The organism is Ensifer sp. Root127 (assembly GCF_001425225.1).
In the GTDB taxonomy this organism is placed as follows: Bacteria; Pseudomonadota; Alphaproteobacteria; order Rhizobiales; family Rhizobiaceae; genus Ensifer; species Ensifer canadensis.
The window spans coordinates 160,818-180,790 of sequence record NZ_LMDX01000054.1 but is presented as its reverse complement, the minus strand read 5'-3'; the positions used below and the strand labels follow the sequence as shown (position 1 = coordinate 180,790).

Annotated in this window: 22 protein-coding genes; 15 read left to right on the top strand and 7 right to left on the bottom strand. The window is 61.9% G+C overall.

The features are described 5' to 3' along the window. Positions 1-6 precede the first annotated feature (6 nt). Complete coding sequence (locus ASD03_RS36040; protein ID WP_057218984.1) at positions 7-1,575, top strand: DHA2 family efflux MFS transporter permease subunit; 1,569 nt, start codon at positions 7-9, stop codon at positions 1,573-1,575. 44 nt (positions 1,576-1,619) lie between these two features. Here the strand turns inward: ASD03_RS36040 and ASD03_RS36035 are convergent, their stop codons facing one another. Beyond that, complete coding sequence (locus ASD03_RS36035) at positions 1,620-2,507, bottom strand: helix-turn-helix domain-containing protein (RefSeq protein ID WP_057204817.1); 888 nt, start codon at positions 2,505-2,507, stop codon at positions 1,620-1,622. 114 nt (positions 2,508-2,621) lie between these two features. On the opposite strand from ASD03_RS36035, the gene pobA reads away from it, so the two are divergent. After that, the gene (gene pobA / locus ASD03_RS36030; RefSeq protein ID WP_057218981.1) at positions 2,622-3,794 is read left to right on the top strand and encodes a 4-hydroxybenzoate 3-monooxygenase; all 1,173 of its coding nucleotides are present in this window, start codon (positions 2,622-2,624) and stop codon (positions 3,792-3,794) included. Here the strand turns inward: pobA and ASD03_RS36025 are convergent. Both ASD03_RS36025 and pcaQ read right to left on the bottom strand, forming a co-directional pair. Continuing rightward, on the bottom strand, positions 3,791-4,312 hold the full coding sequence (locus ASD03_RS36025; protein ID WP_057218979.1) for a GNAT family protein: 522 nt from the start codon (positions 4,310-4,312) through the stop codon (positions 3,791-3,793). The genes pobA and ASD03_RS36025 overlap by 4 nt on opposite strands. A 102-nt stretch (positions 4,313-4,414) precedes the next feature. Then, positions 4,415-5,341 (bottom strand): pca operon transcription factor PcaQ, encoded by a 927-nt coding sequence (pcaQ, locus tag ASD03_RS36020; protein WP_025429135.1) that lies wholly within the window; start codon positions 5,339-5,341, stop codon positions 4,415-4,417. Positions 5,342-5,434: 93 nt separating this feature from the next. Here pcaQ and pcaD point away from each other — a divergent pair, with 93 nt between their 5' ends. From pcaD to ASD03_RS35995, 5 genes are all read left to right on the top strand, one after another. After that, entirely contained in the window at positions 5,435-6,247 is an 813-nt protein-coding gene (gene pcaD / locus ASD03_RS36015) for a 3-oxoadipate enol-lactonase (protein ID WP_057218977.1), read from the top strand. After that, a complete protein-coding gene (pcaC, locus tag ASD03_RS36010) occupies positions 6,240-6,644 on the top strand; it encodes a 4-carboxymuconolactone decarboxylase (protein ID WP_025429133.1) in 405 nt (134 codons plus the stop codon). Before pcaD ends, pcaC begins: the two co-directional genes overlap by 8 nt. Positions 6,645-6,657: 13 nt before the next feature. Further along, positions 6,658-7,407, top strand: coding sequence for a protocatechuate 3,4-dioxygenase subunit beta (gene pcaH, locus ASD03_RS36005; RefSeq protein WP_057218975.1), 750 nt, complete (start codon positions 6,658-6,660; stop codon positions 7,405-7,407). Continuing rightward, positions 7,407-8,021, top strand: coding sequence for a protocatechuate 3,4-dioxygenase subunit alpha (gene pcaG / locus ASD03_RS36000; protein WP_057218973.1), 615 nt, complete (start codon positions 7,407-7,409; stop codon positions 8,019-8,021). Before pcaH ends, pcaG begins: the two co-directional genes overlap by 1 nt. Positions 8,022-8,138: 117 nt before the next feature. Further along, entirely contained in the window at positions 8,139-9,194 is a 1,056-nt protein-coding gene (locus ASD03_RS35995; protein ID WP_057204734.1) for a 3-carboxy-cis,cis-muconate cycloisomerase, read from the top strand. A gap of 99 nt (positions 9,195-9,293) precedes the next feature. Here ASD03_RS35995 and ASD03_RS35990 read toward each other — a convergent pair whose 3' ends face one another. The 3 genes from ASD03_RS35990 to ASD03_RS35980 all read right to left on the bottom strand — a co-directional run bounded on the left by ASD03_RS35990 (position 9,294) and on the right by ASD03_RS35980 (position 10,923). Continuing rightward, positions 9,294-9,629, bottom strand: a complete 336-nt coding sequence (locus ASD03_RS35990; RefSeq protein WP_057218971.1) for a tetratricopeptide repeat protein — start codon at positions 9,627-9,629, stop codon at positions 9,294-9,296. A gap of 33 nt (positions 9,630-9,662) precedes the next feature. Next, positions 9,663-10,253, bottom strand: a complete 591-nt coding sequence (locus ASD03_RS35985; protein WP_063997136.1) for a flavin reductase family protein — start codon at positions 10,251-10,253, stop codon at positions 9,663-9,665. A 61-nt stretch (positions 10,254-10,314) separates the two neighbouring features. Continuing rightward, positions 10,315-10,923 (bottom strand): superoxide dismutase, encoded by a 609-nt coding sequence (locus ASD03_RS35980; RefSeq protein WP_057218969.1) that lies wholly within the window; start codon positions 10,921-10,923, stop codon positions 10,315-10,317. Positions 10,924-11,028: 105 nt separating this feature from the next. Between ASD03_RS35980 and ASD03_RS35975 the strand changes: the two genes are divergently transcribed. Beyond that, positions 11,029-11,727: a metalloregulator ArsR/SmtB family transcription factor gene (locus ASD03_RS35975; RefSeq protein ID WP_025429126.1), complete on the top strand. Its 699-nt coding sequence runs from the start codon at positions 11,029-11,031 to the stop codon at positions 11,725-11,727. A 147-nt stretch (positions 11,728-11,874) separates the two neighbouring features. Here the strand turns inward: ASD03_RS35975 and ASD03_RS35970 are convergent, their stop codons facing one another. Then, positions 11,875-12,642, bottom strand: coding sequence for a 3-hydroxyacyl-CoA dehydrogenase (locus ASD03_RS35970; RefSeq protein ID WP_057218967.1), 768 nt, complete (start codon positions 12,640-12,642; stop codon positions 11,875-11,877). Positions 12,643-13,354: 712 nt separating this feature from the next. Here ASD03_RS35970 and ASD03_RS41010 point away from each other — a divergent pair. The 7 genes from ASD03_RS41010 (at position 13,355) to queE (ending at position 19,884) form a co-directional block, all read left to right on the top strand. Continuing rightward, positions 13,355-13,540, top strand: a complete 186-nt coding sequence (locus ASD03_RS41010) for a hypothetical protein (protein WP_057218965.1) — start codon at positions 13,355-13,357, stop codon at positions 13,538-13,540. Between the two features lie 56 nt (positions 13,541-13,596). Beyond that, complete coding sequence (locus ASD03_RS35960) at positions 13,597-14,256, top strand: ABC transporter ATP-binding protein (protein ID WP_057218964.1); 660 nt, start codon at positions 13,597-13,599, stop codon at positions 14,254-14,256. Next, complete coding sequence (locus ASD03_RS35955) at positions 14,253-16,661, top strand: ABC transporter permease (RefSeq protein ID WP_057218960.1); 2,409 nt, start codon at positions 14,253-14,255, stop codon at positions 16,659-16,661. The genes ASD03_RS35960 and ASD03_RS35955 overlap by 4 nt, the downstream gene beginning before the upstream one ends. Then, positions 16,651-17,721, top strand: coding sequence for a lipocalin-like domain-containing protein (locus ASD03_RS35950; protein ID WP_057218957.1), 1,071 nt, complete (start codon positions 16,651-16,653; stop codon positions 17,719-17,721). The genes ASD03_RS35955 and ASD03_RS35950 overlap by 11 nt, the downstream gene beginning before the upstream one ends. A 371-nt stretch (positions 17,722-18,092) precedes the next feature. Then, the gene (queC, locus tag ASD03_RS35945; RefSeq protein WP_057218953.1) at positions 18,093-18,803 is read left to right on the top strand and encodes a 7-cyano-7-deazaguanine synthase QueC; all 711 of its coding nucleotides are present in this window, start codon (positions 18,093-18,095) and stop codon (positions 18,801-18,803) included. Then, a complete protein-coding gene (queD, locus tag ASD03_RS35940) occupies positions 18,803-19,159 on the top strand; it encodes a 6-carboxytetrahydropterin synthase QueD (RefSeq protein ID WP_057218952.1) in 357 nt (118 codons plus the stop codon). The genes queC and queD overlap by 1 nt, the downstream gene beginning before the upstream one ends. Beyond that, on the top strand, positions 19,156-19,884 hold the full coding sequence (queE, locus tag ASD03_RS35935) for a 7-carboxy-7-deazaguanine synthase QueE (protein WP_057218951.1): 729 nt from the start codon (positions 19,156-19,158) through the stop codon (positions 19,882-19,884). The genes queD and queE overlap by 4 nt, the downstream gene beginning before the upstream one ends. Positions 19,885-19,973: the final 89 nt, after the last annotated feature.

Below are 19,973 nucleotides of genomic sequence, written 5' to 3'. Positions count from 1 at the left end.
CTGACGATGACATCCGTTGCGATCGCAAAGCCTGGCGTGCCGTTGCCAAGCGTGAAAACCATCGTGGCGATCGGAGCCGTGCTTCTCGGCACCTTTACCTCGATCCTCAATTCGCGCCTGACAGAAATCGGGCTGGCGGATATCAGAGGCGCACTCGGTCTCGGCTTCGACGAAGCGTCTTGGATCACGACGGCCTATATCGTCGCCGAGGTCACCGCGATCCCGGCCGCAGTCTGGCTGCGCGGCATTCTCTCGCCGACGCGCGGGGTCATCATCGGCGCGGGGTTGTTTTCAATCTTTTCGCTCGCCGTTCCGCTCAGCCCGAACCTGCAGGTGCTTTTGACATTGCAGGCGCTGAGGGGACTGAGCGCCGGCATCCTCATTCCGATGGCTTATGCCGTCATCATGCGCCACTTGCCGCAGCAGCAGCGCCTGTATGGTCTGTCGCTCTATGCGTTGATTTCGACTGTCACACCCAGCCTTTCGGTCTCGCTCGAGGCCTGGGTGACCGATCGCCTGTCCTGGCAGTTCCTCTTCTGGCTCAATGCCGTCCCCGGCGCGCTGACAGTCTTTGCCGCCGGTTATGGCCTGGCGCACGAGCCGATCAAATATATGCGTTTCCGCAAGGTGGACGGTTTTGGGCTCCTGGCACTTTCGCTTGGTCTGGCGGCGTTGGTAACGGCGCTCGACCAGGGCAACAGGCTGGACTGGCTGCACTCGGGCCCGATCGTCGGGTTGCTTCTGGCCGGCGTGTTCCTGATCGGCGCCTACTTCATCCACGCCGTGCTGCATCCGAAGCCTGTCGTCAGTCCGAAGCTGCTTTGGCGGCGCAATGTCGGGCTCGGATTGCTGATGATGTTTGCCGTCAGGCTCGCCATCATGTCATCCGCCTTCCTGATCCCGCAATATCTGATCCGCGTTCAGGGCTACCGGGCGCTCGAAAGCGGCGGGCTGTTTCTCAATGCGGTTATCCCGCAATTGCTGCTGACGCCCGTCGTCGCCTGGCTCTGCTACAGGGTCGACCCGCGCAATCTCTTGGCCGTAGGCGGGATCCTGACCGGCGGCGGCATCCTGATGGCGGTCAATCTCAGCAGTGTCTGGGCGGCCGGCGATTTCCTGTTGCCGGTGATGCTGCAGGCGCTCGGGGCGCCGCTGCTGGCGGTGCCGACCATGGTGCTGATCACCGAAGACATCCAGTTTCAGGAAATACCCTGGATCGCTTCGCTCGTGCATATCGTCAGGACGGTCGGGTCGGCCGTCGGCATGGCGCTTGTTGCGACGGTCGTTCGCGTGCAGGAGCAGGTCCATTCCAACCTGATCGGTCTTCATGTGCACAGCGGCAACCCCGAAGCACTCTCTCGCATGGAGGCGCTCGCGCGCACCCTTCGGCCACGGGCGCCAGGCGAACAGGATGCGGTGGGCCAGGCGACGGCAATGGTCGCCAGGGTCGTGCAGCGAGAGGCCTATACAATGAGCTACGCCGACGCCTTCTTCCTGCTCGGCATCATCATGCTGCTGGCGACGGTGGCGTCGCTCGTCATGCGCCGGCCGTCGCTGCCGGGGCGATTTCTGTAGCGGCGGCAATCGTATGCAGTCCGGTAGGCACTCTGGCTGGGCGCTTACGCGCCGAGCTTCGTGCGCTCGGAAAGACGCCAGGCTCTGGGTGTCATGCCGGTCTGACGCAGGAAGAAGCGAGAGAAATAAGCGGGATCGGCGAAGCCGAGCCGGAAGCTGATCTCCTGCACGCTGCCGCGGGTGAAGACGAGCTCGCGCCGTGCTTCGTCCGTCAGCTTGCGTGCGATGATCTCGTGGGCGCTTTGGCCGGTGATGCTGCGGGCGATACGGTTGAGATGCGTCGGCGATAGGCCGATCTCGCGTGCGTAGAACGCTGCAGGCTTGTGCGTGCGATGATGTTGCTGGACGAGGCTGATGAAAAGTTCGACGCGTTGCTCGTTTTCCGTGTCGGCGGCGTCGTCCTCGACGGGTTGCGCTTCATCGAGGCGGGCGCCCAGTGTCAACGCCGACGTTAGATAGGCGTCGAGCAGATCGGTGCGGTGGCTCCGGTTGGCTTCCCACTCCGCACCCAGCCGGGCAAGGGTCAATGCCACATACCGGCTGTCGTCGCCGCCGTCGAGGCGGGTGAGACGCGGCGTCGCCATCCAGGCGCCGAGGCGGCTGCGCTCGCCGGGCGATACCCTGAGATGCGTTGCGAGGACCGTGAACACGAACCCGTCGATGTCACGGGAAAAGCGGAAGCCATGGCTGATCGCCGGCGGCACGGTGATCATCACCGGTGGGCGAATGGGGTGCGCCGTGTCGCCGAACACCGCGTCTCCTGATCCGCCGGCAATGTACAGGATCTGAAAGAAACTCTCATGGCGATGCAGCCCGATCTCCCAATGATGCTGGCTGCTGCGCGACGGGATCGTCTCACAATGCAGCCAGAAATCCGGCCGTTCCAGCGATTGTTCGCCGTAAAGCTGGTAGGTTGGAACCGTCCTTTTCATCGACCGCATCCGTTGGTGATGTTCGATTAGTGCAATTTCCTGACCGAAATGTCCATTGAGCCTGGTGGCTCTCCCGAGCAGAGTCTTGTCAAAAGTCAGTTTTGGGAGGAATGCATGCGCACACAGGTCGTCATCATCGGGTCAGGTCCATCGGGCCTTCTGCTCGGGCAATTGCTGACTGGTGCCGGCATCGACAACGTCATCCTCGATCGCGTGAGCAAGGACTACATTCTTGGCCGGGTGCGGGCCGGTGTTCTGGAAGAGGGAACGGTCAACCTGATGGACCTTGCGAAGGCCGGCAAGCGCATGCATGCCGAGGGCCTGCCGCATGACGGCTTTTCGCTCGCCTTCGATGGCCGGGATCATCGCATCGACCTCTACGACCTGACCGGCGGCAAGCGCGTGATGGTCTATGGCCAGACGGAACTGACGCGCGACCTGATGGAAGAGCGCGCGCTCACCGGCGCACCGTCGATCTACACTGCGGCAAATGTCGAGCCGCATGATTTCGATGGCCACAATCCATCCGTCACCTATGAACTGGACGGCATAAATCACCGTCTCGATTGCGATTTCATCGCCGGTTGCGACGGCTTTCACGGGATCAGCCGCAAGTCGGTTCCTGAAAAGGCGATCCGCACCTTCGAAAAAGTCTACCCCTTCGGCTGGCTCGGCATTCTTGCCGATGTCCCGCCGGTCAGCCATGAACTGATCTACGCCAACCATCCGCGTGGGTTTGCCCTTTGCTCGATGCGCTCGCAGACCCGCAGCCGCTATTACGTGCAATGCGCGCTCGACGAGAAGATCGAGGATTGGACGGATCAGCGCTTCTGGGACGAACTCAGGCGGCGATTGCCGGCGCACCATGCCGAGGCGTTGGTCACCGGCGCGTCGTTTGAAAAATCGATCGCGCCGCTCCGCTCCTTCGTCGCCGAGCCGATGCGTTTCGGGCGGCTGTTCCTGGTTGGCGACGCCGCGCATATTGTGCCGCCGACCGGTGCCAAAGGTTTGAACCTTGCGGCAAGTGACGTGCACTACCTCTTCGAAGGGCTGCTGGAACATTACCAGGACCGCTCGAATGCCGGGGTCGAGGCCTATTCGACGCATGCCCTAGCGAGAGTGTGGAAGGCCGTGCGCTTTTCCTGGTGGATGACCACGATGCTTCACCGTTTCCCGGATACCGGCGATTTCGACCAGAAGATCCAGGAGGCGGAACTCGACTATCTCACCCATTCGCGCGCCGCCTCGACAGCGCTTGCCGAAAATTATGTCGGGCTGCCGTTCTAAGCCAGGTTGTTCGCCGCGAGATCGCTGCGCAGCATGCCGTAAATGGCGGTGTCCCACCTGATATCGCCAACCCTGGCCGACGACCGCCGAACGCCTTCCTCGATAAAACCGAGCTTCAGATAGGTGCGGATTGCGGCCGTGTTGAAGGTATAGACGTTGAGTTCCAGTCGCTCGAAGCGGGCGTCTGCGAAGAAGCGCGCGATGATGCGCTGGAGGAACGGATGGGCGAGGCCTTGGCCACGAAGCCGCGGATTGATCGCCACGCGGCTGAGCCGACCGACGCCATTTTCCCAGTCGAGCGCGACCTGGGCGTGACCGGCCAGATTGTCGTCGACAATGCCGGCAAACATCCAGCGCGTCGGTGCATCCCCGGATGTCGAAGCCTGCATCTCCTCGAGCTGCGTCTCATCAAGCGGAAAGCGGAGCCCGGGCCCGCCCCATTGAATGAGCGCTTCGGCAGTCGGGAACCAGTCCAGCATGTCGGCAATGTGGTGTCCGGCGAAGATTTCGAGCTGCATTGGATCGATCGCATGGTGGTTTCGGTGAACGGATGAGGGCCGCAATCTCTGCTGACGAGGAGGTTTTGTAAAGGTGGCTCGGTATCCGTTACCGGACGACCGTCAGGCTTTCGGCGCGATAGCCGCTGCCGCCTCGCGGATGGTCTGCATCAGGATGGAAAGTGGCAGCGACGGAATGGAGTCCGCGCGCATCGTCAGGCCAACCGGGCCCTTTGTCTCGCTGGTGTCGATCGGCAGGACCGCAAGTGTGCCATCCTCGATGTCGCTGGCAACGACACCCGCCGAAATGATCCAGATCGCGTCGCTGGCGCGCACGAAGGCGCGGCCGAAGGCGTCGGAGACCGTTTCGATCTGGTTCGGCAGGCCCGGTATGCCGTTGGCAATCAGGAAGTGTTCGACGAAGGGGCGGATGATGGAGGCACGCGTCGGCATCAGCACCGGGTAGTCGCCGAGATGAGCGAAGGCCGATTGCGCGCCGGAAAGCAAGGGATGACCTGCGCGAACGGCAAAAACCACCTGTTCGGAATAGAGGTGCTCGAAGGAAAAGCCGGTCATCTTTTCCGGTGCCGCCAGCCTGCCGACGACGAGGTCGAGATCGCCGACCCGCAACTGTTCGAGAAGCACGGCATTTTCGCCGGTGACGATCTTGATCCGTGCGCCTGTATCTTCCTTCAGGAAAAGCGACATCGCCTTCGGCATGATCCGTGTCGAGACTGTCGGTAATGCTCCGATGCGCACCGGTACGCCATCACCGGAGCGCTCCTGCGAGACCGAATCGAGGCCCTGGCGCAGTGCCGTCAGTGCCGCACCGGCATGGCGAAGAAAGACCTCGCCATAGCGGGTGATCTTGATGCCGCGTCCCTCGCGCTCGAAAACGGCAACGCCCAGAACCTCCTCCAGCTCGCGGATCGTCTTGGTAACAGCCGGCTGGCTGACATGCAGAAGTTCGGCCGCCTTCATGACGCTCTTCTGCCTTGCGACCTCGACAAAAGTCTGCAGATGACGAAACTTGACCCGGGCGTCGACCATGGAATTCATAACTCTTGAGTTAATGGAATGCCGTGAAATATCATTTTACCTAACCAGATTAAACAGACAATTTGGTTGCAGAGGAGAAGCGCCGTGCAGTTTGCTCGCATTAACGACATCACAATCCACTATCAGGTCATCGGCGCCACGGCCGAGCGGCCGGTGCTGGTCTTTGCCAATTCGTTGGGCACCGACTTTCGCATCTGGCGTGATGTCATCGTCCGCCTTGCCGGCGACTATGCGATCGTTCTCTACGACAAGCGCGGCCACGGTCTCTCCGATATCGGTCCGCTCCCTTACGCGATCGAAGACCACGCCAATGACCTTGCCGGCCTGCTCGACATGCTCTCGGTCAGCCAAGCGATCGTGTGCGGCCTCTCGGTCGGCGGATTGATCGCCCAGTCGCTCTATCAGCGGCGGCCGGATCTCGTGCGGGCCCTCGTTCTCTGCGATACCGCGCACAAGATCGGCACGCCGGAACTGTGGGCGCAGCGCATCGCGGCCATCGAAGTCCATGGCATTGAGGCGATCGCCGACGGCATCCTTGAACGCTGGTTTACGCCTGAGTTCCGACGCCCTGAAAATGCAGCGTTGATAGGCTACCGCAACATGCTGATCCGCCAGTCGGTAACGGGCTATGCCGCCACCTGCGGTGCGATCCGCGATGCCGATTATACCGAAGCGGCCGGGCGCATCGCCGTGCCCGTCCTTTGCGTCGTCGGCGACCAGGACGGATCGACGCCGCCGGATGTGGTGCTTAGCACGGCTCGCCTTATTGCCGGCGCCCGCTACGAGGTTATCCGCGATGCCGGGCATATCCCTTGCGTTGAAAAGCCGGAGGCATTGACTGCGGTATTGCGCGCCTTTTTCGAGATTGTAACGCATGGAGACAACAGCCATGAGTGATGCCTTCGCGCCCTCCGACCGCTATCGCCAGGGCATGGCGACGCGGCGGGCCGTCCTTGGCGACAACCACGTGGACCGTGCGCAATCGGCCTCGACCGATTTCGACCGGCCGTTCCAGGAACTGATCACCGAGGCGGCCTGGGGACACGTCTGGTCGCGACCGACCTGGACGAAACGCGAGCGCTCGATCGTGACCATCGCGCTTCTGGCAGCACTTGGCCAGGACGAAGAGGTTGCCATGCATGTGCGTGCGACCGCCAATACCGGCGCCAGCCGTGACGATGTCTGCGAGGCGCTGTTGCATGTGGCGATCTATGCCGGCGTTCCGGCGGCGAACCACGCAATCAAGATCGTCAAACAGGTCTTTGCGGAAATGGACGCCGGCAAGGCGGCCTGACGGGAGCAACGAGATGTCCGATAGAGCCAACCGGAAGCCGGAGACCGGCGCCTTTTTTCCCCGCGACAGGAACTGGCATGCGCCGGCGCTGACGCCAGGCTACAAGACCTCCGTGCTGCGCTCGCCGCAGAAGGCGCTTTTGTCTCTCGACGGCACCATTTCCGAAATCACCGGCCCGGTCTTCGGTCATTCGATTCTGGGCGAACTCGACAACGATCTCATCCACAACTTCGCCAAGCCGGGCGAAAGCGCGATCGGCGAGCGCATCATCGTTCATGGGCGCGTACTCGACGAACGCGGCCGGTCTGTTCCCGGCGCTCTTCTTGAATTCTGGCAGGCAAATGCCGGCGGGCGCTATCGCCACAAGAAGGAAAGCTATCTCGCAGCGCTCGATCCGAATTTTGGCGGCTGCGGCCGCACGATCACCGATGAGGAAGGCTTCTATTCCTTCCGCACGATCAAGCCCGGGCCTTATCCCTGGCCGAATGGTGTCAACGACTGGCGCCCTGCCCATATCCATTTCTCGGTTTTCGGCCACGGCTTTGCCCAGCGGTTGATCACCCAGATGTATTTCGAGGGCGATCCGATGATCTGGAAGTGTCCGATCGTCAACACGATCGCCGATCGCCGTGCGATCGAGCAACTGATCGCGCCGCTCGATTGGGCAAACACCATCCCGATGGACGCGCGGGCCTACAAGTTCGATATCGTCTTGCGCGGTCGTCGCTCGACGCTGTTTGAAAACCGCATGGAGGGCAATTGATGGTCCAGGCGCTCGGCTATTTCAAGGAAACGGCGTCGCAGACAGCCGGTCCCTATGTGCATATCGGCCTCACGCCGAATTTCTGCGGCATTGGCGGCGTCTATGACGCCGACCTCGGCACAACGATGGTGAGCGAACGCACGCTCGGCGAACGCATCACCGTCAGCGGCCGGGTGCTCGATGGTACGGGGACGCCGCTTCGGGATGCGCTGGTGGAAATCTGGCAGGCAGATGCGGCAGGGCTCTACAATTCGCCGTCGGAAATGCGCGGCGCGGCGGATCCGAGCTTCTCCGGCTGGGGACGGTGTCCGACCGGTGCAGAAGACGGCGTCTTCCGTTTCGACACGATCAAGCCGGGGCCCGTGCCCTTCAAGGACGGCCGGCCGATGGCGCCGCACATCACATTCTGGATCGTCGCGCGCGGCATTAATATCGGATTGCACACACGGATGTATTTCCCCGATGAAGCCGAGGCGAACGCCGCCGATCCCTTGCTTTTGCGCGTCGAGCATCGCCATCGCGTCGCGACGCTTGTCGCGACCGGCAGCGCCCCTAGTTATGTCTTCGACATTCACCTGCAGGGTGAGAAGGAAACGGTCTTCCTCGACATCTGAAGCCGGAATGTCACGCGAGAGGCCGATCCGTTGCATCTTGCTGCATGGACGGCGCAAGGCAGACCGTGGCATTCCGTTCAAGCGCGAGCGGGCATCGCGACATCAATCGGGGGGACCATGACCTATTCCGCTTTCGATCATCCCTATCTCTCCGGCCTTCTGGGCGACGAGGCGGTCGCCGCCGAGTTTTCGACTGCCGCCGACATTCATGCGATGCTCTCCTTCGAGGCGGCGCTGGCGCGCGCGGAAGCGATCCATGGCGTCATCCCGGAAAGTGCTGCCGACCGCATCACCGAGGCCTGTCGCGGGTTTTCTCCCGATGTCGCAGCGCTCAGGCGGGCCATGGCTGTCGACGGCGTCGTCGTTCCTGAACTTGTTCGACAGTTGCGTGCGGCCGTCGGTGGTGAGGCTGCAACGCATGTGCATTTTGGCGCGACCAGCCAGGACGTCATCGATACGAGCTTGATGCTGCGCATGAAGGCTGTTGCCGAACTCTTCGGCACTCGTCTTGGCGATGTCGTTTCGGTGCTGGAGGAATGTGACGATCAATGGGGCGAGCGGATGCTGATGGGCCGCACGCGCATGCAGGCGGCTATACCAATCACGGTATCCGATCGCTTGCGCACCTGGATCGAACCGTTGCTCGATCACAAGGATCGGCTGCAGGCGATGGATCGCGACCTCTTTGCGGTCCAGTTCGGCGGTGCGGCAGGCACGCTCGACAAGCTGAAAGACAGGGCCGACGATGTTCGCGCCACGCTGGCCGAGGAACTGGCGCTTGCCGACTTTCCGCAGTGGCACAGCCAGCGTTCCGAAGTTGCCGACTTTGCCAACGCGCTGTCGCTCGTCACCGGCAGCCTCGGCAAATTCGGGCAGGACGTCGCGCTGATGGCGCAGCAGGGCGATGAAATCGAACTTGCCGGTGGCGGTGGATCTTCGGCGATGCCGCACAAGCAGAACCCGGTTGCCGCCGAGGTTCTGGTGGCGCTTGCTCGGTTCAATGCGACGCAGCTTTCCGGCATCCATCATGCGCTGGTGCACGAGCAGGAGCGCTCCGGTGCTGCCTGGACGCTCGAATGGCTGATCATGCCGCAGATGGCGGGGGCAACCGCAGCGGCGTTGCGTCTAGCAGCCGAGCTTGCCGGCAATATCAGGCGGCTTGGCTCCGCCTGACGCCTAGCGCATCGCAATCCCTAGAAGTCGCGACTGCGCTTCAGGTTCTTGTTTTGCGCATGTCGGTATCGCCACTTTTGCGCGACATGCTTTGAGCCGTTAGGGCGAGCCTTTGTTCGCGGCCGCACACTGCTTGTCCAGCCGCTTGAGGAAGACGGTGATCTCGCGCGCCACCTGCAGGTCGCCCTTTTTCTCGGCCACGGATCGCCCCTCAGTCCAGATGCGCCGCGCCTCTTCGATGCGGTTCAGTTTCAGCATCGCCGCGCCGATGAGCTTCCAGGCGGCCGAATAGCTGGGATCGAATTCGATTGCACGCCTGAGGTGGACAAGGGCGGTCTCGGCATCCGTCTCCTGCAGACAGATGCTGCCGAGGGTGAAGCGCAAGAGCGCGTCATCACGCCCGTCGTCCAGAAGTTTTTCAAGCACCTGTCGCATGGTCGCTCCCAAATGGGTGTCCGTTCGCGCCGCTCAGAGTGTTGGGCACGAGGTGGCCGATGGCAATGGGCGCCCGCCAGATGTGGCGGAAAAGGGCGCCGATCGCTCAAGTGCCTGGTATTGCCGCTCGCTCCAGAGCAGCGGGTCGGCGTAGGCGGCGGTTTCCGTGGCGATGATCGTTCCGACAAAGAGCCGGTGGTCGCCGACGAGGATGGAAGCGCTGAGCACGCAGTCGAGCCCGGCGGCGGCACCGAGAAGACGCGGACGGCCGGAGGGCCAATCCGCCCAGATGCCGACGAGATAGCGACTGGCTGCCGCGACCCGGCCGGCGAAGGCATCGGCAACCAGCTCCTGCCCCTGTGCGAGCATCGCCAGCGCAAACCCATCCTGCTTCGAGATGGTGTCCGCAAGGCCGCTGTCGGCCTTGATCGAGACGACGATGGACGGAGGGCTCGCGGAAAGCGAGAAGACGGCGGTCGCCGTCCGGCCCTGGCACTCGGAGCCGCTGCCGGAGCTGACGACGCAGATGGTTGATGCCAGCCGCGCCATCGTGTCGGCGAACTGAGGTCTGGTGACGGCAAGTTCGGCGTGAGCGTCGATATCGACAGAGACGGTCTGGGTCATGGGCGCAATCCGGCTGAGGCATGGGCGTGGCGCCGCCGGCGCGGCACCACGGTTGGCGTGATCAGGCGGACTTAAGCTCAGCCTCGGCGAACTCGTAGTTCGCCAACCGATCGAGGAAATTGCTGACATAGTCGGGGCGGCGATTGCGGTAATCGATGTAGTAGCTGTGTTCCCACACATCGAGACCGAGCAGGGCCTTGCCCTCATTGGTGGCGATCGGGTTTGAGCCGTTGGCGGTCTTCGTCACCTTGAGCTTGCCGCTGGCGTCGAGCACGAGCCAGGCCCAACCGGAACCGAACTGGCTGGTGGCCGCAGTCTTGAACGCGTCCTTGAAGGCGGCGACGCTGCCGAAGTCCTCCACGATCTTCTTCTCAAGACTGTCCGGAATGCGCCCGCCCTTGGGGGAGAGATTGTTCCAGAACAGAATGTGGTTCCAATGCTGCCCGGCATTGTTGAAGACCGGCGCCAATTCCGCCTTGCCGTTGGCATGGCAAACGATGTCTTCCAGCGAAAGGCCGGCGAGGGTCTGGTCCTTTTCAACGAAGCCGTTGAGCGCAGTGACATAGGCCTGGTGGTGCTTGCCGTGGTGGAATTCCAACGTCTCGGCGCTCATGCCGGCTTCGGCCAAAGCGCCGGTGGAAAAGGGGAGGGAGGGGAGTTCGAAAGCCATGGTTGAAATCCTCTTCAGCTGGATAGAACGCAGCGAATGTCTTGTGCGAGATCCATCCGGCGTGTATTTAACAAGACAATTCTTTGTAAATCTCCGGGCAATAATATGTCAAGCGATCACTTGTTAAATCCGGATCAAAGCCAGGGACGTTCGCCGGCCGAACGCATCCTGCTGGCGCTGAAGCTGCATGGGCCGCAGACGGCGGCGGCACTCGGCAAGCGCCTGTCGATATCAGGTGAGGCGGCGCGCCAGCAACTCGTGCGCCTGGCCGAGGAGGGGCTGGTAAATTCCTGGTCGGAGGCGCGGGGCGTCGGCCGACCCTCGCAGTTCTGGGGGCTGACCGCCTCGGGCCATGCGGAATTTCCCGATACCCATGCGGAGTTGACCGTGCAATTGCTGCGCACAATCCGCCAGACGCTCGGCGACGCGGCGGTCGATCGGGTCATCGCGGCGCGCGAGGAGGAGACGCGAACCGGCTATCGCGCAGCGCTCGACGGCGCCATTAGCCTGCGTGATCGGGTGGAGAAGCTCGTGCGCCTGCGAACCGCCGAAGGCTACATGGCCGGCTACGAGGAGACGGGCGACGGCACTTTTCTCTTCGTCGAGAACCATTGTCCGATCTGCGCCGCCGCTGCCAGTTGCCAGGGCTTTTGCCGTGCGGAGATCAATATCTTCCGCGACATTCTCGGTCGCGACGTCGCGGTCGAGCGCACCGAACATATTCTCGCCGGCGCACGCCGTTGCGCCTATGTCATTGCCCCGGCTCAATCGCGGGCGGTGCACGGTGAGCGTTCCGGCGCCTGATTTTCAGATGCTGTACGGAAATGCTTGTGGCGCCGCGCGACAAACACGGCGTCCAAGGGATGCCATACCGTTCGAAACACGCTGCCTGTTCAGACAGTAGCACATTTGGCCGGACGCAACGCGCATCCGGGCTCTCAGATATCAGTCTCAGCGTGCGCCCATGCGAAGCGCTCCGTCGAGGCGGATGACTTCGCCGTTCAGCATCCGGTTTTCGCAGATATGCTGGACAAGGGCCGCGAATTCCTCCGGCTTGCCGAGGCGCTGCGGGAAGGGAACGCTCTTGCCGAGCGAGTCCTGTACTTCCTGTGGCATGCCGGCCATCATCGGTGTTTCGAAGATGCCCGGCGCGATCGCCACGACACGGATGCCGTGCCGTGCCAGTTCGCGGGCAATTGGCAGCGTCATGGCGACGACGCCGCCCTTCGAGGCGGAATAGGCAGCCTGGCCGACCTGCCCGTCGAAGGCAGCGACAGATGCGGTGTTGATGATGACGCCACGCTCGCCGTCGTCGCCGGGCGCTTCCTTTTCCATCGCCGCCGCCGCCAGGCGGATCATGTTGAATGTGCCGATCAGATTGATGCCGACCGCACGCGCAAAGCTGTCGAGCCGATGAGGGCCGTCGCGCCCAAGTACCCTTTCGCCCGGCGCGATGCCGGCGCAATTCACCAGCCCATTAAGATGGCCGAAGGTATCAACGGCGGCGGAAACTGCGGCTGCGCCATCGGTCTCGCTCGTGACATCCGTCTTGACGAAAAGAGCATTGCTCCCAAGCGCCTCGGCCATCTCCCGCCCGGCGTCTTCGTTGATATCAGCAAGGACGACACGAGCGCCCTTGCCGTGGAGCAGGCGTGCAACGCCGGCACCAAGGCCAGATCCGCCACCGGTCACAATGAAGACTTTTCCGTCGATCAGCATTCCATAACTCCTCCAATACCGAACTCCGCCACCGTTTGGCAGTTGTCGCCAACGACAGGGGCCGGAGTTCACCGCCATCAGGCGGTGATGGCGAGACGTTAGCCTCTTTGAAACGCGGCGGAAATCGGCCGAAGTGATTTTTGATTTTGTGTTGCCGATAAAATGGCGTCCCTCCTGCCGCCGTCAACGGCTGCACTCGTTGGTGGGCAAGGCTCTTGTAGAAAGACACGGCGTTTGACCTAACTGGTGCAACAAATTCAATCGCTTAGAATGACCTGCGCCATCGCAAAATATCCCAAATGTCAGCCTAATTTGACCGCACCTCTAACCTGTAGAAATCGCTATGATTTTTTGAGTGCTGTCGGGGTGCTTTTTTGATGGTTTCCTAGCGCTGGGGCGGTCGCGTAAATTAAGCGGAAGCGAACTCCGCCTTGACTTCCGCTGATATCCCGCACGTAGAGCTATTCGGCAACTGAAAAGGTGCGCCGAATAGGAGAGAAATACGACGACCGCGATCCGTTAAAGCTCGAGATTATAGCTTATCTTCGGTCGATCGGCAGATTCGTGGATTTCACATGGCCTGATACACGGTATTAGAGCTTCCGAGGCACGCCGCGTCGTCGGCGCGCCTTGGCAATCACGCAAGTACGGGGTCCCTGACGTATGAACCGTCTGATGCAGAAGAACGGAAGCTCTGCTACCTCGAGGAGAAATGTCTCTCGCCACCGCCTTCATCTCCGAGCTCGTCTTGGTGGCGAACCAAGTCGCAGGCTTGACGGCCTTCGAACAGCGCCGGCTGCTTGAGCGTGCGGTAGTGACGATCCGTGAAATGCGCGAGAACGTCGGGATTTCATACGCCAACTATGCACCGCGCCTGTCGCTGTTGCCGTACCAGTAGTCAAATAGCAAGGTGAGGCGTGGTAACCGGCGTCGGTGCCGCTAGATTAACTCTCTATGATTCTGAACCTGACCGACATCACGAAATCCTACGACACCGCTGAGGGTCCGACTGCCGTTCTCCGGGGGGTTGATCTTCACCTCGACAGGGCACAGAGCCTGGCTCTTACAGGTGAGTCTGGAAGCGGTAAAAGCACATTGCTTCATCTGATAGGCGGCCTGGACAAACCGGACAGCGGCACGATCTTGGTCAACGGGCGTGATATCGGGCAGCTCGACGACAGCGGTCGCGCGCTCTACCGCCGAACTGAGGTCGGCGTCGTCTTTCAACAGTTCAATCTGATCCCAAGTATCAACGTTGCGGCGAACATCTCCTTCCATGCCAAGCTGGCGGGACGCTCCGATCCCGTCTGGGAAGCGGAGCTCGTCGAGGAGCTCGGCCTCGGCCAACTCCTGGGCCGTTACCCCGAACAGCTCTCGGGCGGCCAACAGCAGCGGGTCGCCATCGGGCGGACGCTTGCGGCGCGACCGCCATTGATCCTAGCCGATGAACCGACCGGAAATCTCGACGAGGCGACAGCCGATGTCGTGCTTGATATTATGCTGAGGCTCAGCAAATCGGCCGCTACGGCGCTCTTACTCGTGACCCATTCCAGCCGCCTGGCCGAAAAACTCGATCGTCGAATTCTGCTTCGCGGGGGGAAGGTGGTCGAATGAGCCGGATCGCTTTCTGGGCTCTGCTTTCGCACTGGCGCTACAGGCCGCTGCAGTGCGCGACACTGATCCTCGGGATCGCGCTCGCGACGGCGCTCTGGTCTGGCGTGCAGGCGATCAACGCGGAGGCCCGCGCAAGTTATCAACGCGCGGCGACCGTTTTCGAACAGGGTAATCTTGTTCAGCTGGTTGCGAGGGACGGCGGGGGGATTTCACCGCAAACGTACGCGAAACTCCGCAGGGGGGGCTGGAGCGTTTCTCCCGTGATCGAGGGCGATCACAGGTTCGGCCAGAGCCGCATTAGGCTAATCGGTATCGATCCATTGACGATGCCTTCGGAGGGACAAGGATTCCAGGTTTCAAACGCGTCGGACCTCGTCGAATTTGTCGGCGGTGCCGGACAAATCATCGTCTCGGCAGCAACGGCCGCGCGGCTCAAGGAAACTGACGGCCTATCAGTTAAGATCGCTGCCGATCTTCCAGACGACACGGCCTTCGTCGACATCGGCGTCGCCGATCGTCTTCTGAACCGCGATGCGGCTTTGAGCAGGATCGTCGTCACGCCGTCGCAGAAGCCCGGGCTCGCTCCCGTCGGAAATCTCGCGCCCGAGCTCGTTGTTAGAGATGCCGGTGAACGCCCTGATGTTGCACGGCTTACCGACAGCTTCCACTTGAACCTTACCGCGTTTGGCTTCCTGGCTTTCGTAGTCGGCCTCTTCATCGTCTATTCGGCCACGGGACTGTCTTTCGAGCAGCGACGCGGCACATTCAGGACGCTCAGGTCGTTGGGGATCTCGCTGCGAAGGCTCACGACGATGTTGCTCATCGAGGTCACTGCTTTCGCGCTGATCTCCGGCGTTCTAGGCGTGGTCATCGGCTACTTCGTGGCGTCGGCGCTACTTCCAGGGGTCGCGGTAACGCTGCGAGGCCTCTACGGAGCAAGTGTGTCCGGAACGTTGACCCTCAGACCGGAGTGGTGGGCGGCCGGACTGGCAATGGCGTTGCTTGGCTCCATTCTGTCATCGGCACAGAGCCTCTGGCGCGTTTGGACCATGCCGATACTTGCGGTACCGCAGCGGAGAGCCTGGGCGCGGGCGTCGGCAGCCGGGCTAGCAGTGCAGGCGGCCACTGGTCTGTTGTTACTGCTGTTCGCGCTTGGGCTGGCCTCATTCGGCACCGGCCTGTATTCCGGTTTCGCTGTGCTCGCGGGTCTACTGCTCGGTGCGGCGTTAATCCTGCCCGCCCTGTTGGGGTTCGCGATGAGCACCGGGGAGCGGCTTTCCAAGAATGTGCTCGCGAACTGGTTCTGGGCCGACACGCGACAGCAGTTGCCCGGCCTATCCTTGGCGACTATGGCGCTCCTGCTCGCACTTTCCGCGAACATCGGCGTCGGCACCATGGTGGCGAGCTTCCGGCAAACGTTCTTGGGATGGCTCGACCAGCGTCTAGCCGCCGAGGTTTACGTCACGGCTCGCGATGAAGGCGAGGCCGCGCGCTTGCGTGAGTGGTTTCCCGCACACACGAAGGCCATCTTGCCGATCTGGAGCATCGAGGGCGACGTCGTTGGACAACATATGCAGATATACGGCGTCGCCGACGACCCCACCTATCGGGATCACTGGCCCCTGATTGTCGGCTCTGCCGGGGTCTGGGACGAGCTCGCAAGCGGGCGGGGCGCGCTCGTGAACGAGCAGTTGTGGCGGGGCGGGAAAGCCGCGCCCGGAAAGGAGATTGAGCTTCCGGGCGGTTGGCGGACAAAGGTGGTCGGCGTGTTTTCGGACTACGGCAATCCGAACGGCCAGGTCATCGTGGGGCTTAACGCTCTTGTCCGGCACTATCCGGAGGTTCCAAAACTGCGCTACGGGCTTCGCATGGATCCCATGCAGGTCGCGGACTTCAGGCAGCGGCTCGTCCGCGAAGTGGGTCTGCCGGAAAGCAGTATTATCGACCAGGCGTCGCTTAAACGACAATCCGCCGCCATCTTCGAGCAGACCTTCGCCGTCACCGGAGCGCTGAATGTCCTCACGCTGGCTGTAGCAGGATTCGCGATGTTCTCCAGTTTGCTGACGCTGTCTTCCGTTCGCTTGCCGCAATTGGCTCCCGTATGGGCAATGGGGCTACGCCGTCGCGATCTCGCGCTCTTCGAAGTTGTCCAGACAATCGCCCTCTGGCTGATGACCTTCGTCGTCTCCATCCCGGTCGGACTGGCACTCGCCTGGGTTCTGCTGGCGATCGTCAACGTAGAGGCTTTCGGATGGCGGCTGCCGCTGGTGCTTTTCCCTCTGGACTGGCTGAGGCTCGGGGCGATCGCCTTGGCCGCCGCTCTGATATCGGTGCTGATCCCGGTACGACGGCTGGCCACAACCGATCCGGCAGACCTTTTGAGGAGCTTCGCCAATGAACGCTAAAGCGATGATGCTCCTGCTAATTGCGTTTGCCACCTTGCTGGCCCCGGCGGCGGGCCTCACTCAAGGGTTCGCGGGCCTCGGCTCGGACGCCCAAGGCTTTGCCGTACCACAACGAGGAGTCACGCTGGTGTTCCCCAGAGATCATGGAGCCCATCCGGACTTCAGAATCGAGTGGTGGTACGTAACTGCAAACCTCGAGACGTCCGACGGGCAACGCATGGGCGCGCAGTGGACGCTTTTCCGTTCCGCCCTTGCTCCTGGAAATCGTCCCGGCTGGTCCGACCCGCAAATCTGGATCGGGCATGCCGCGATGACCACGGAAAACCGCCACTATGTAGCGGAGCGGCTTGCAAGGGGCGGAGTGGGACAGGCCGGAGCCACCCCCGAACCGTTCGAGACGTGGATCGACGACTGGCAGATGAAAGCCTCCGGAGGTGCCGCCCACGACCAGTTGGACCATCTTGATCTCAGGGCGAGCGGCAAAGATTTCGCCTACCAGCTGGTGCTCCCGGCGAAGGGACCGTTGGCGCTGCAGGGAGACCGTGGTTATTCGGTCAAGTCCCTGGCAGGCCAGGCGAGTTATTACTATTCGCAGCCGTTCTACGAGGTCCGCGGCACCGTGGAGCTCGACGGCAAGCCGCTCGATGTCTCGGGAAAGGCTTGGCTCGACAGGGAATGGTCGTCGCAGCCGCTGGCTTCCGACCAGACCGGCTGGGACTGGTTCTCGCTTCATCTTGCCTCGGGGGAAAAGGTGATGGCGTTTCGCTTGCGCGACGGAGGCGAAGGCTACACCTCCGCGAACTGGATCGCGGCCGACGGGAAAACGTCACCGCTTGCTTCAAACGATGTAGTCTTCGAGCCGCTACGGACAGCTGAGGTCGGCGGTCGATCGATGCCAGTCGAGTGGAGGGTCAGGATCCCCTCCCGAGGTCTCGATATCAGAACGACAGCACTGAACGATCAGTCGTGGATGGCGACATCGACCCCGTACTGGGAAGGCCCCATCGCATTTGATGGTAGCGTTTCGGGCGAGGGGTATCTTGAGATGACTGGGTACTAGTTGGCGCAGGCTGGCACACCTTCAAGACCGTGGGAGAATTAGAAGCCACAAAGCTCAATCGTGGCAACAGTTTCAGCCTTCGGGATAAATGGAACATGCGAGAAGGGTAGGTCTCGCTTTCGTAAAGGTGCTTCCGGGGCCATTGGGGCCGTACAGGAACAGCCGTTAGCAGATCGCGATTTGAGCCGTGTACCGCTTTTTTCATTAAATTATAGGATGATAAGCCATTGCTTAGGTCGGTTTTTGGTTTTCGGACATTTTGCTCGAACTTCTACACTCGACGCTAAGGGCTGGCCAAAACCGCAGCAATGGCTTAGAAGTGGCCCGCATCCGGTCGCAGCCCACCCGGTCAAAACAAGGGACCCATTATTATGAGAACTATCGTCATCTGCTCCGGCGGATTGGACTCCGTTTCGCTCGCGCACAGGATCGCGGCGGAGCACGAGCTCGTCGGCCTTCTTTCCTTCGATTACGGCCAGCGCCATCGCAAGGAACTCGACTTCGCCGCTGCCTGTGCCCACCGGCTTGGCGTTCCACACCAGATCATCGACATCACCGGCATTGGTCAGCACCTGACCGGATCGGCGCTGACCGATGATGTCGAAGTGCCCGATGGCCATTATGCTGAGGAGACGATGAAGGCCACGGTGGTGCCGAACCGCAATGCCATCATGCTGGCGATCGCCTTCGGCCTCGCCTCGGCGCAAAAGGCGGACGCCGTCGCCGTTGCCGTCCATGGCGGCGACCATTTCATCTACCCAGATTGCCGGCCGGGCTTCATCGATGCGTTCCAGAAAATGCAGGACGAGGCGTTGGAGGGCTATGGCACCGTTCAGCTCCTTGCACCCTATGTCAATGTCCCGAAGGCCGCCATCGTTACGGACGGCGCCAAGCACGGCACGCCTTTTGGTGAGACGTGGTCCTGCTACAAGGGCGGCGCACGCCATTGCGGTCGCTGCGGTACCTGCGTCGAGCGGCGTGAAGCCTTCCATCTCGCCGGTGTCGATGACCCGACCGCGTATGCCGATCCGGATTTCTGGCGCGCTGCCACCAGCCGCTTCTCGGCAGAGGAGGTTCGCTGATGTACCGCATCACCAAGGAATTCCACTTCTCCGCCTCGCATCAGTTGAGCCATCTGCCCGCCGATCACCAGTGCGCGCGGCTGCACGGCCACAACTACATCGTCGAGGTCGAGCTTGCCGCCGCGGATCTCGACGACGACGGCTTCGTGCGGGATTATCACGACCTCGCCCCGCTGAAGCGCTACATCGACGGCAGCTTCGACCACCGTCATCTCAATGATGTGCTCGGTCACGACCGGGTGACGTCGGAGTGCCTGGCGAGGCATTTCTACGACTGGTGCAAGGAGCGACTGCCGGAAACGTCGGCAGTTCGCGTCAGCGAGACGCCGAAGACCTGGGCGGAATATCGGCCATGACGGGCGCTGCGATCCGCGTCAGCGAGATCTTCGGGCCGACAATCCAGGGTGAGGGTGTGTTGATCGGCCAGCCGACGGTGTTCGTGCGCACAGGCGGCTGCGATTACCGCTGTTCCTGGTGCGATACGCTGCACGCCGTTGACAGCGAGTATCGCGAACAGTGGCAACCGATGTCGGTCGAGGAGATCTGGATGGAGGTGAGACGGCTATCGGGCGGCGTGCCGCTGACAGTCTCGCTTTCCGGTGGAAACCCCGCCATCCAGCCGCTCGGGCCCTTGATCGATCGCGGCCATGGCGAGGGCTATCGCTTTGCGCTTGAGACGCAAGGCAGCGTCGCCAGGGACTGGTTCGCCGACCTGGACGTCCTCGTCGTCAGCCCGAAGCCGCCGTCGAGCGGCATGGAAACCGATTTCGAGAAACTCGACGAGTGTCTTGCGATGGCGGCCGGTCGGCCGATGACGGTGCTCAAGATCGTCGTTTTCGATGATCACGACTACGCCTATGCCAAGGATATGGCCGGGAGATACCCGGCGCTGCCGGTCTATCTGCAGCCGGGAAACCACACCCCACCACCGCCGGACGACGACAGTGCGACGGTGGACATCGATGGCGTCATGAACCGCATGCTCTGGCTGGTCGACAAAGTGACCGGCGACAGATGGTTCGATGCGCGGGTGCTGCCGCAGTTGCACGTCTTGCTATGGGGCAATCGACGGGGCGTTTAAGACAGGGAAAGCGCTGTCCATAATTTGGGCCGGGGCCCTTGCGGGCTTTCGTCCTGCTCAGTCTGCCCGCTCCGCTACTCGACGCGTGG

Bases quoted from the DNA above. Each gene is read 5' to 3' on its own strand.
- ASD03_RS41010 (WP_057218965.1), top strand. From the start codon at position 13,355: ATGTCTCTCGCCACCGCCTTCATCTCCGAGCTCGTCTTGGTGGCGAAC.
- pcaH (WP_057218975.1), top strand. From the start codon at position 6,658: ATGTCCGATAGAGCCAACCGGAAGCCGGAGACCGGCGCCTTTTTTCCC.
- ASD03_RS35975 (WP_025429126.1), top strand. From the start codon at position 11,029: ATGTCAAGCGATCACTTGTTAAATCCGGATCAAAGCCAGGGACGTTCG.
- ASD03_RS36025 (WP_057218979.1), bottom strand. From the start codon at position 4,312: ATGCAGCTCGAAATCTTCGCCGGACACCACATTGCCGACATGCTGGAC.
- queE (WP_057218951.1), top strand. From the start codon at position 19,156: ATGACGGGCGCTGCGATCCGCGTCAGCGAGATCTTCGGGCCGACAATC.
- ASD03_RS36035 (WP_057204817.1), bottom strand. From the start codon at position 2,507: ATGAAAAGGACGGTTCCAACCTACCAGCTTTACGGCGAACAATCGCTG.
- ASD03_RS36040 (WP_057218984.1), top strand. From the start codon at position 7: ATGACATCCGTTGCGATCGCAAAGCCTGGCGTGCCGTTGCCAAGCGTG.
- ASD03_RS35980 (WP_057218969.1), bottom strand. From the start codon at position 10,923: ATGGCTTTCGAACTCCCCTCCCTCCCCTTTTCCACCGGCGCTTTGGCC.
- pcaC (WP_025429133.1), top strand. From the start codon at position 6,240: ATGAGTGATGCCTTCGCGCCCTCCGACCGCTATCGCCAGGGCATGGCG.
- ASD03_RS35995 (WP_057204734.1), top strand. From the start codon at position 8,139: ATGACCTATTCCGCTTTCGATCATCCCTATCTCTCCGGCCTTCTGGGC.
- ASD03_RS35955 (WP_057218960.1), top strand. From the start codon at position 14,253: ATGAGCCGGATCGCTTTCTGGGCTCTGCTTTCGCACTGGCGCTACAGG.
- ASD03_RS35950 (WP_057218957.1), top strand. From the start codon at position 16,651: ATGAACGCTAAAGCGATGATGCTCCTGCTAATTGCGTTTGCCACCTTG.
- pobA (WP_057218981.1), top strand. From the start codon at position 2,622: ATGCGCACACAGGTCGTCATCATCGGGTCAGGTCCATCGGGCCTTCTG.
- ASD03_RS35990 (WP_057218971.1), bottom strand. From the start codon at position 9,629: ATGCGACAGGTGCTTGAAAAACTTCTGGACGACGGGCGTGATGACGCG.
- ASD03_RS35985 (WP_063997136.1), bottom strand. From the start codon at position 10,253: ATGACCCAGACCGTCTCTGTCGATATCGACGCTCACGCCGAACTTGCC.
- queC (WP_057218953.1), top strand. From the start codon at position 18,093: ATGAGAACTATCGTCATCTGCTCCGGCGGATTGGACTCCGTTTCGCTC.
- pcaG (WP_057218973.1), top strand. From the start codon at position 7,407: ATGGTCCAGGCGCTCGGCTATTTCAAGGAAACGGCGTCGCAGACAGCC.
- pcaQ (WP_025429135.1), bottom strand. From the start codon at position 5,341: ATGGTCGACGCCCGGGTCAAGTTTCGTCATCTGCAGACTTTTGTCGAG.
- queD (WP_057218952.1), top strand. From the start codon at position 18,803: ATGTACCGCATCACCAAGGAATTCCACTTCTCCGCCTCGCATCAGTTG.
- ASD03_RS35970 (WP_057218967.1), bottom strand. From the start codon at position 12,642: ATGCTGATCGACGGAAAAGTCTTCATTGTGACCGGTGGCGGATCTGGC.
- ASD03_RS35960 (WP_057218964.1), top strand. From the start codon at position 13,597: ATGATTCTGAACCTGACCGACATCACGAAATCCTACGACACCGCTGAG.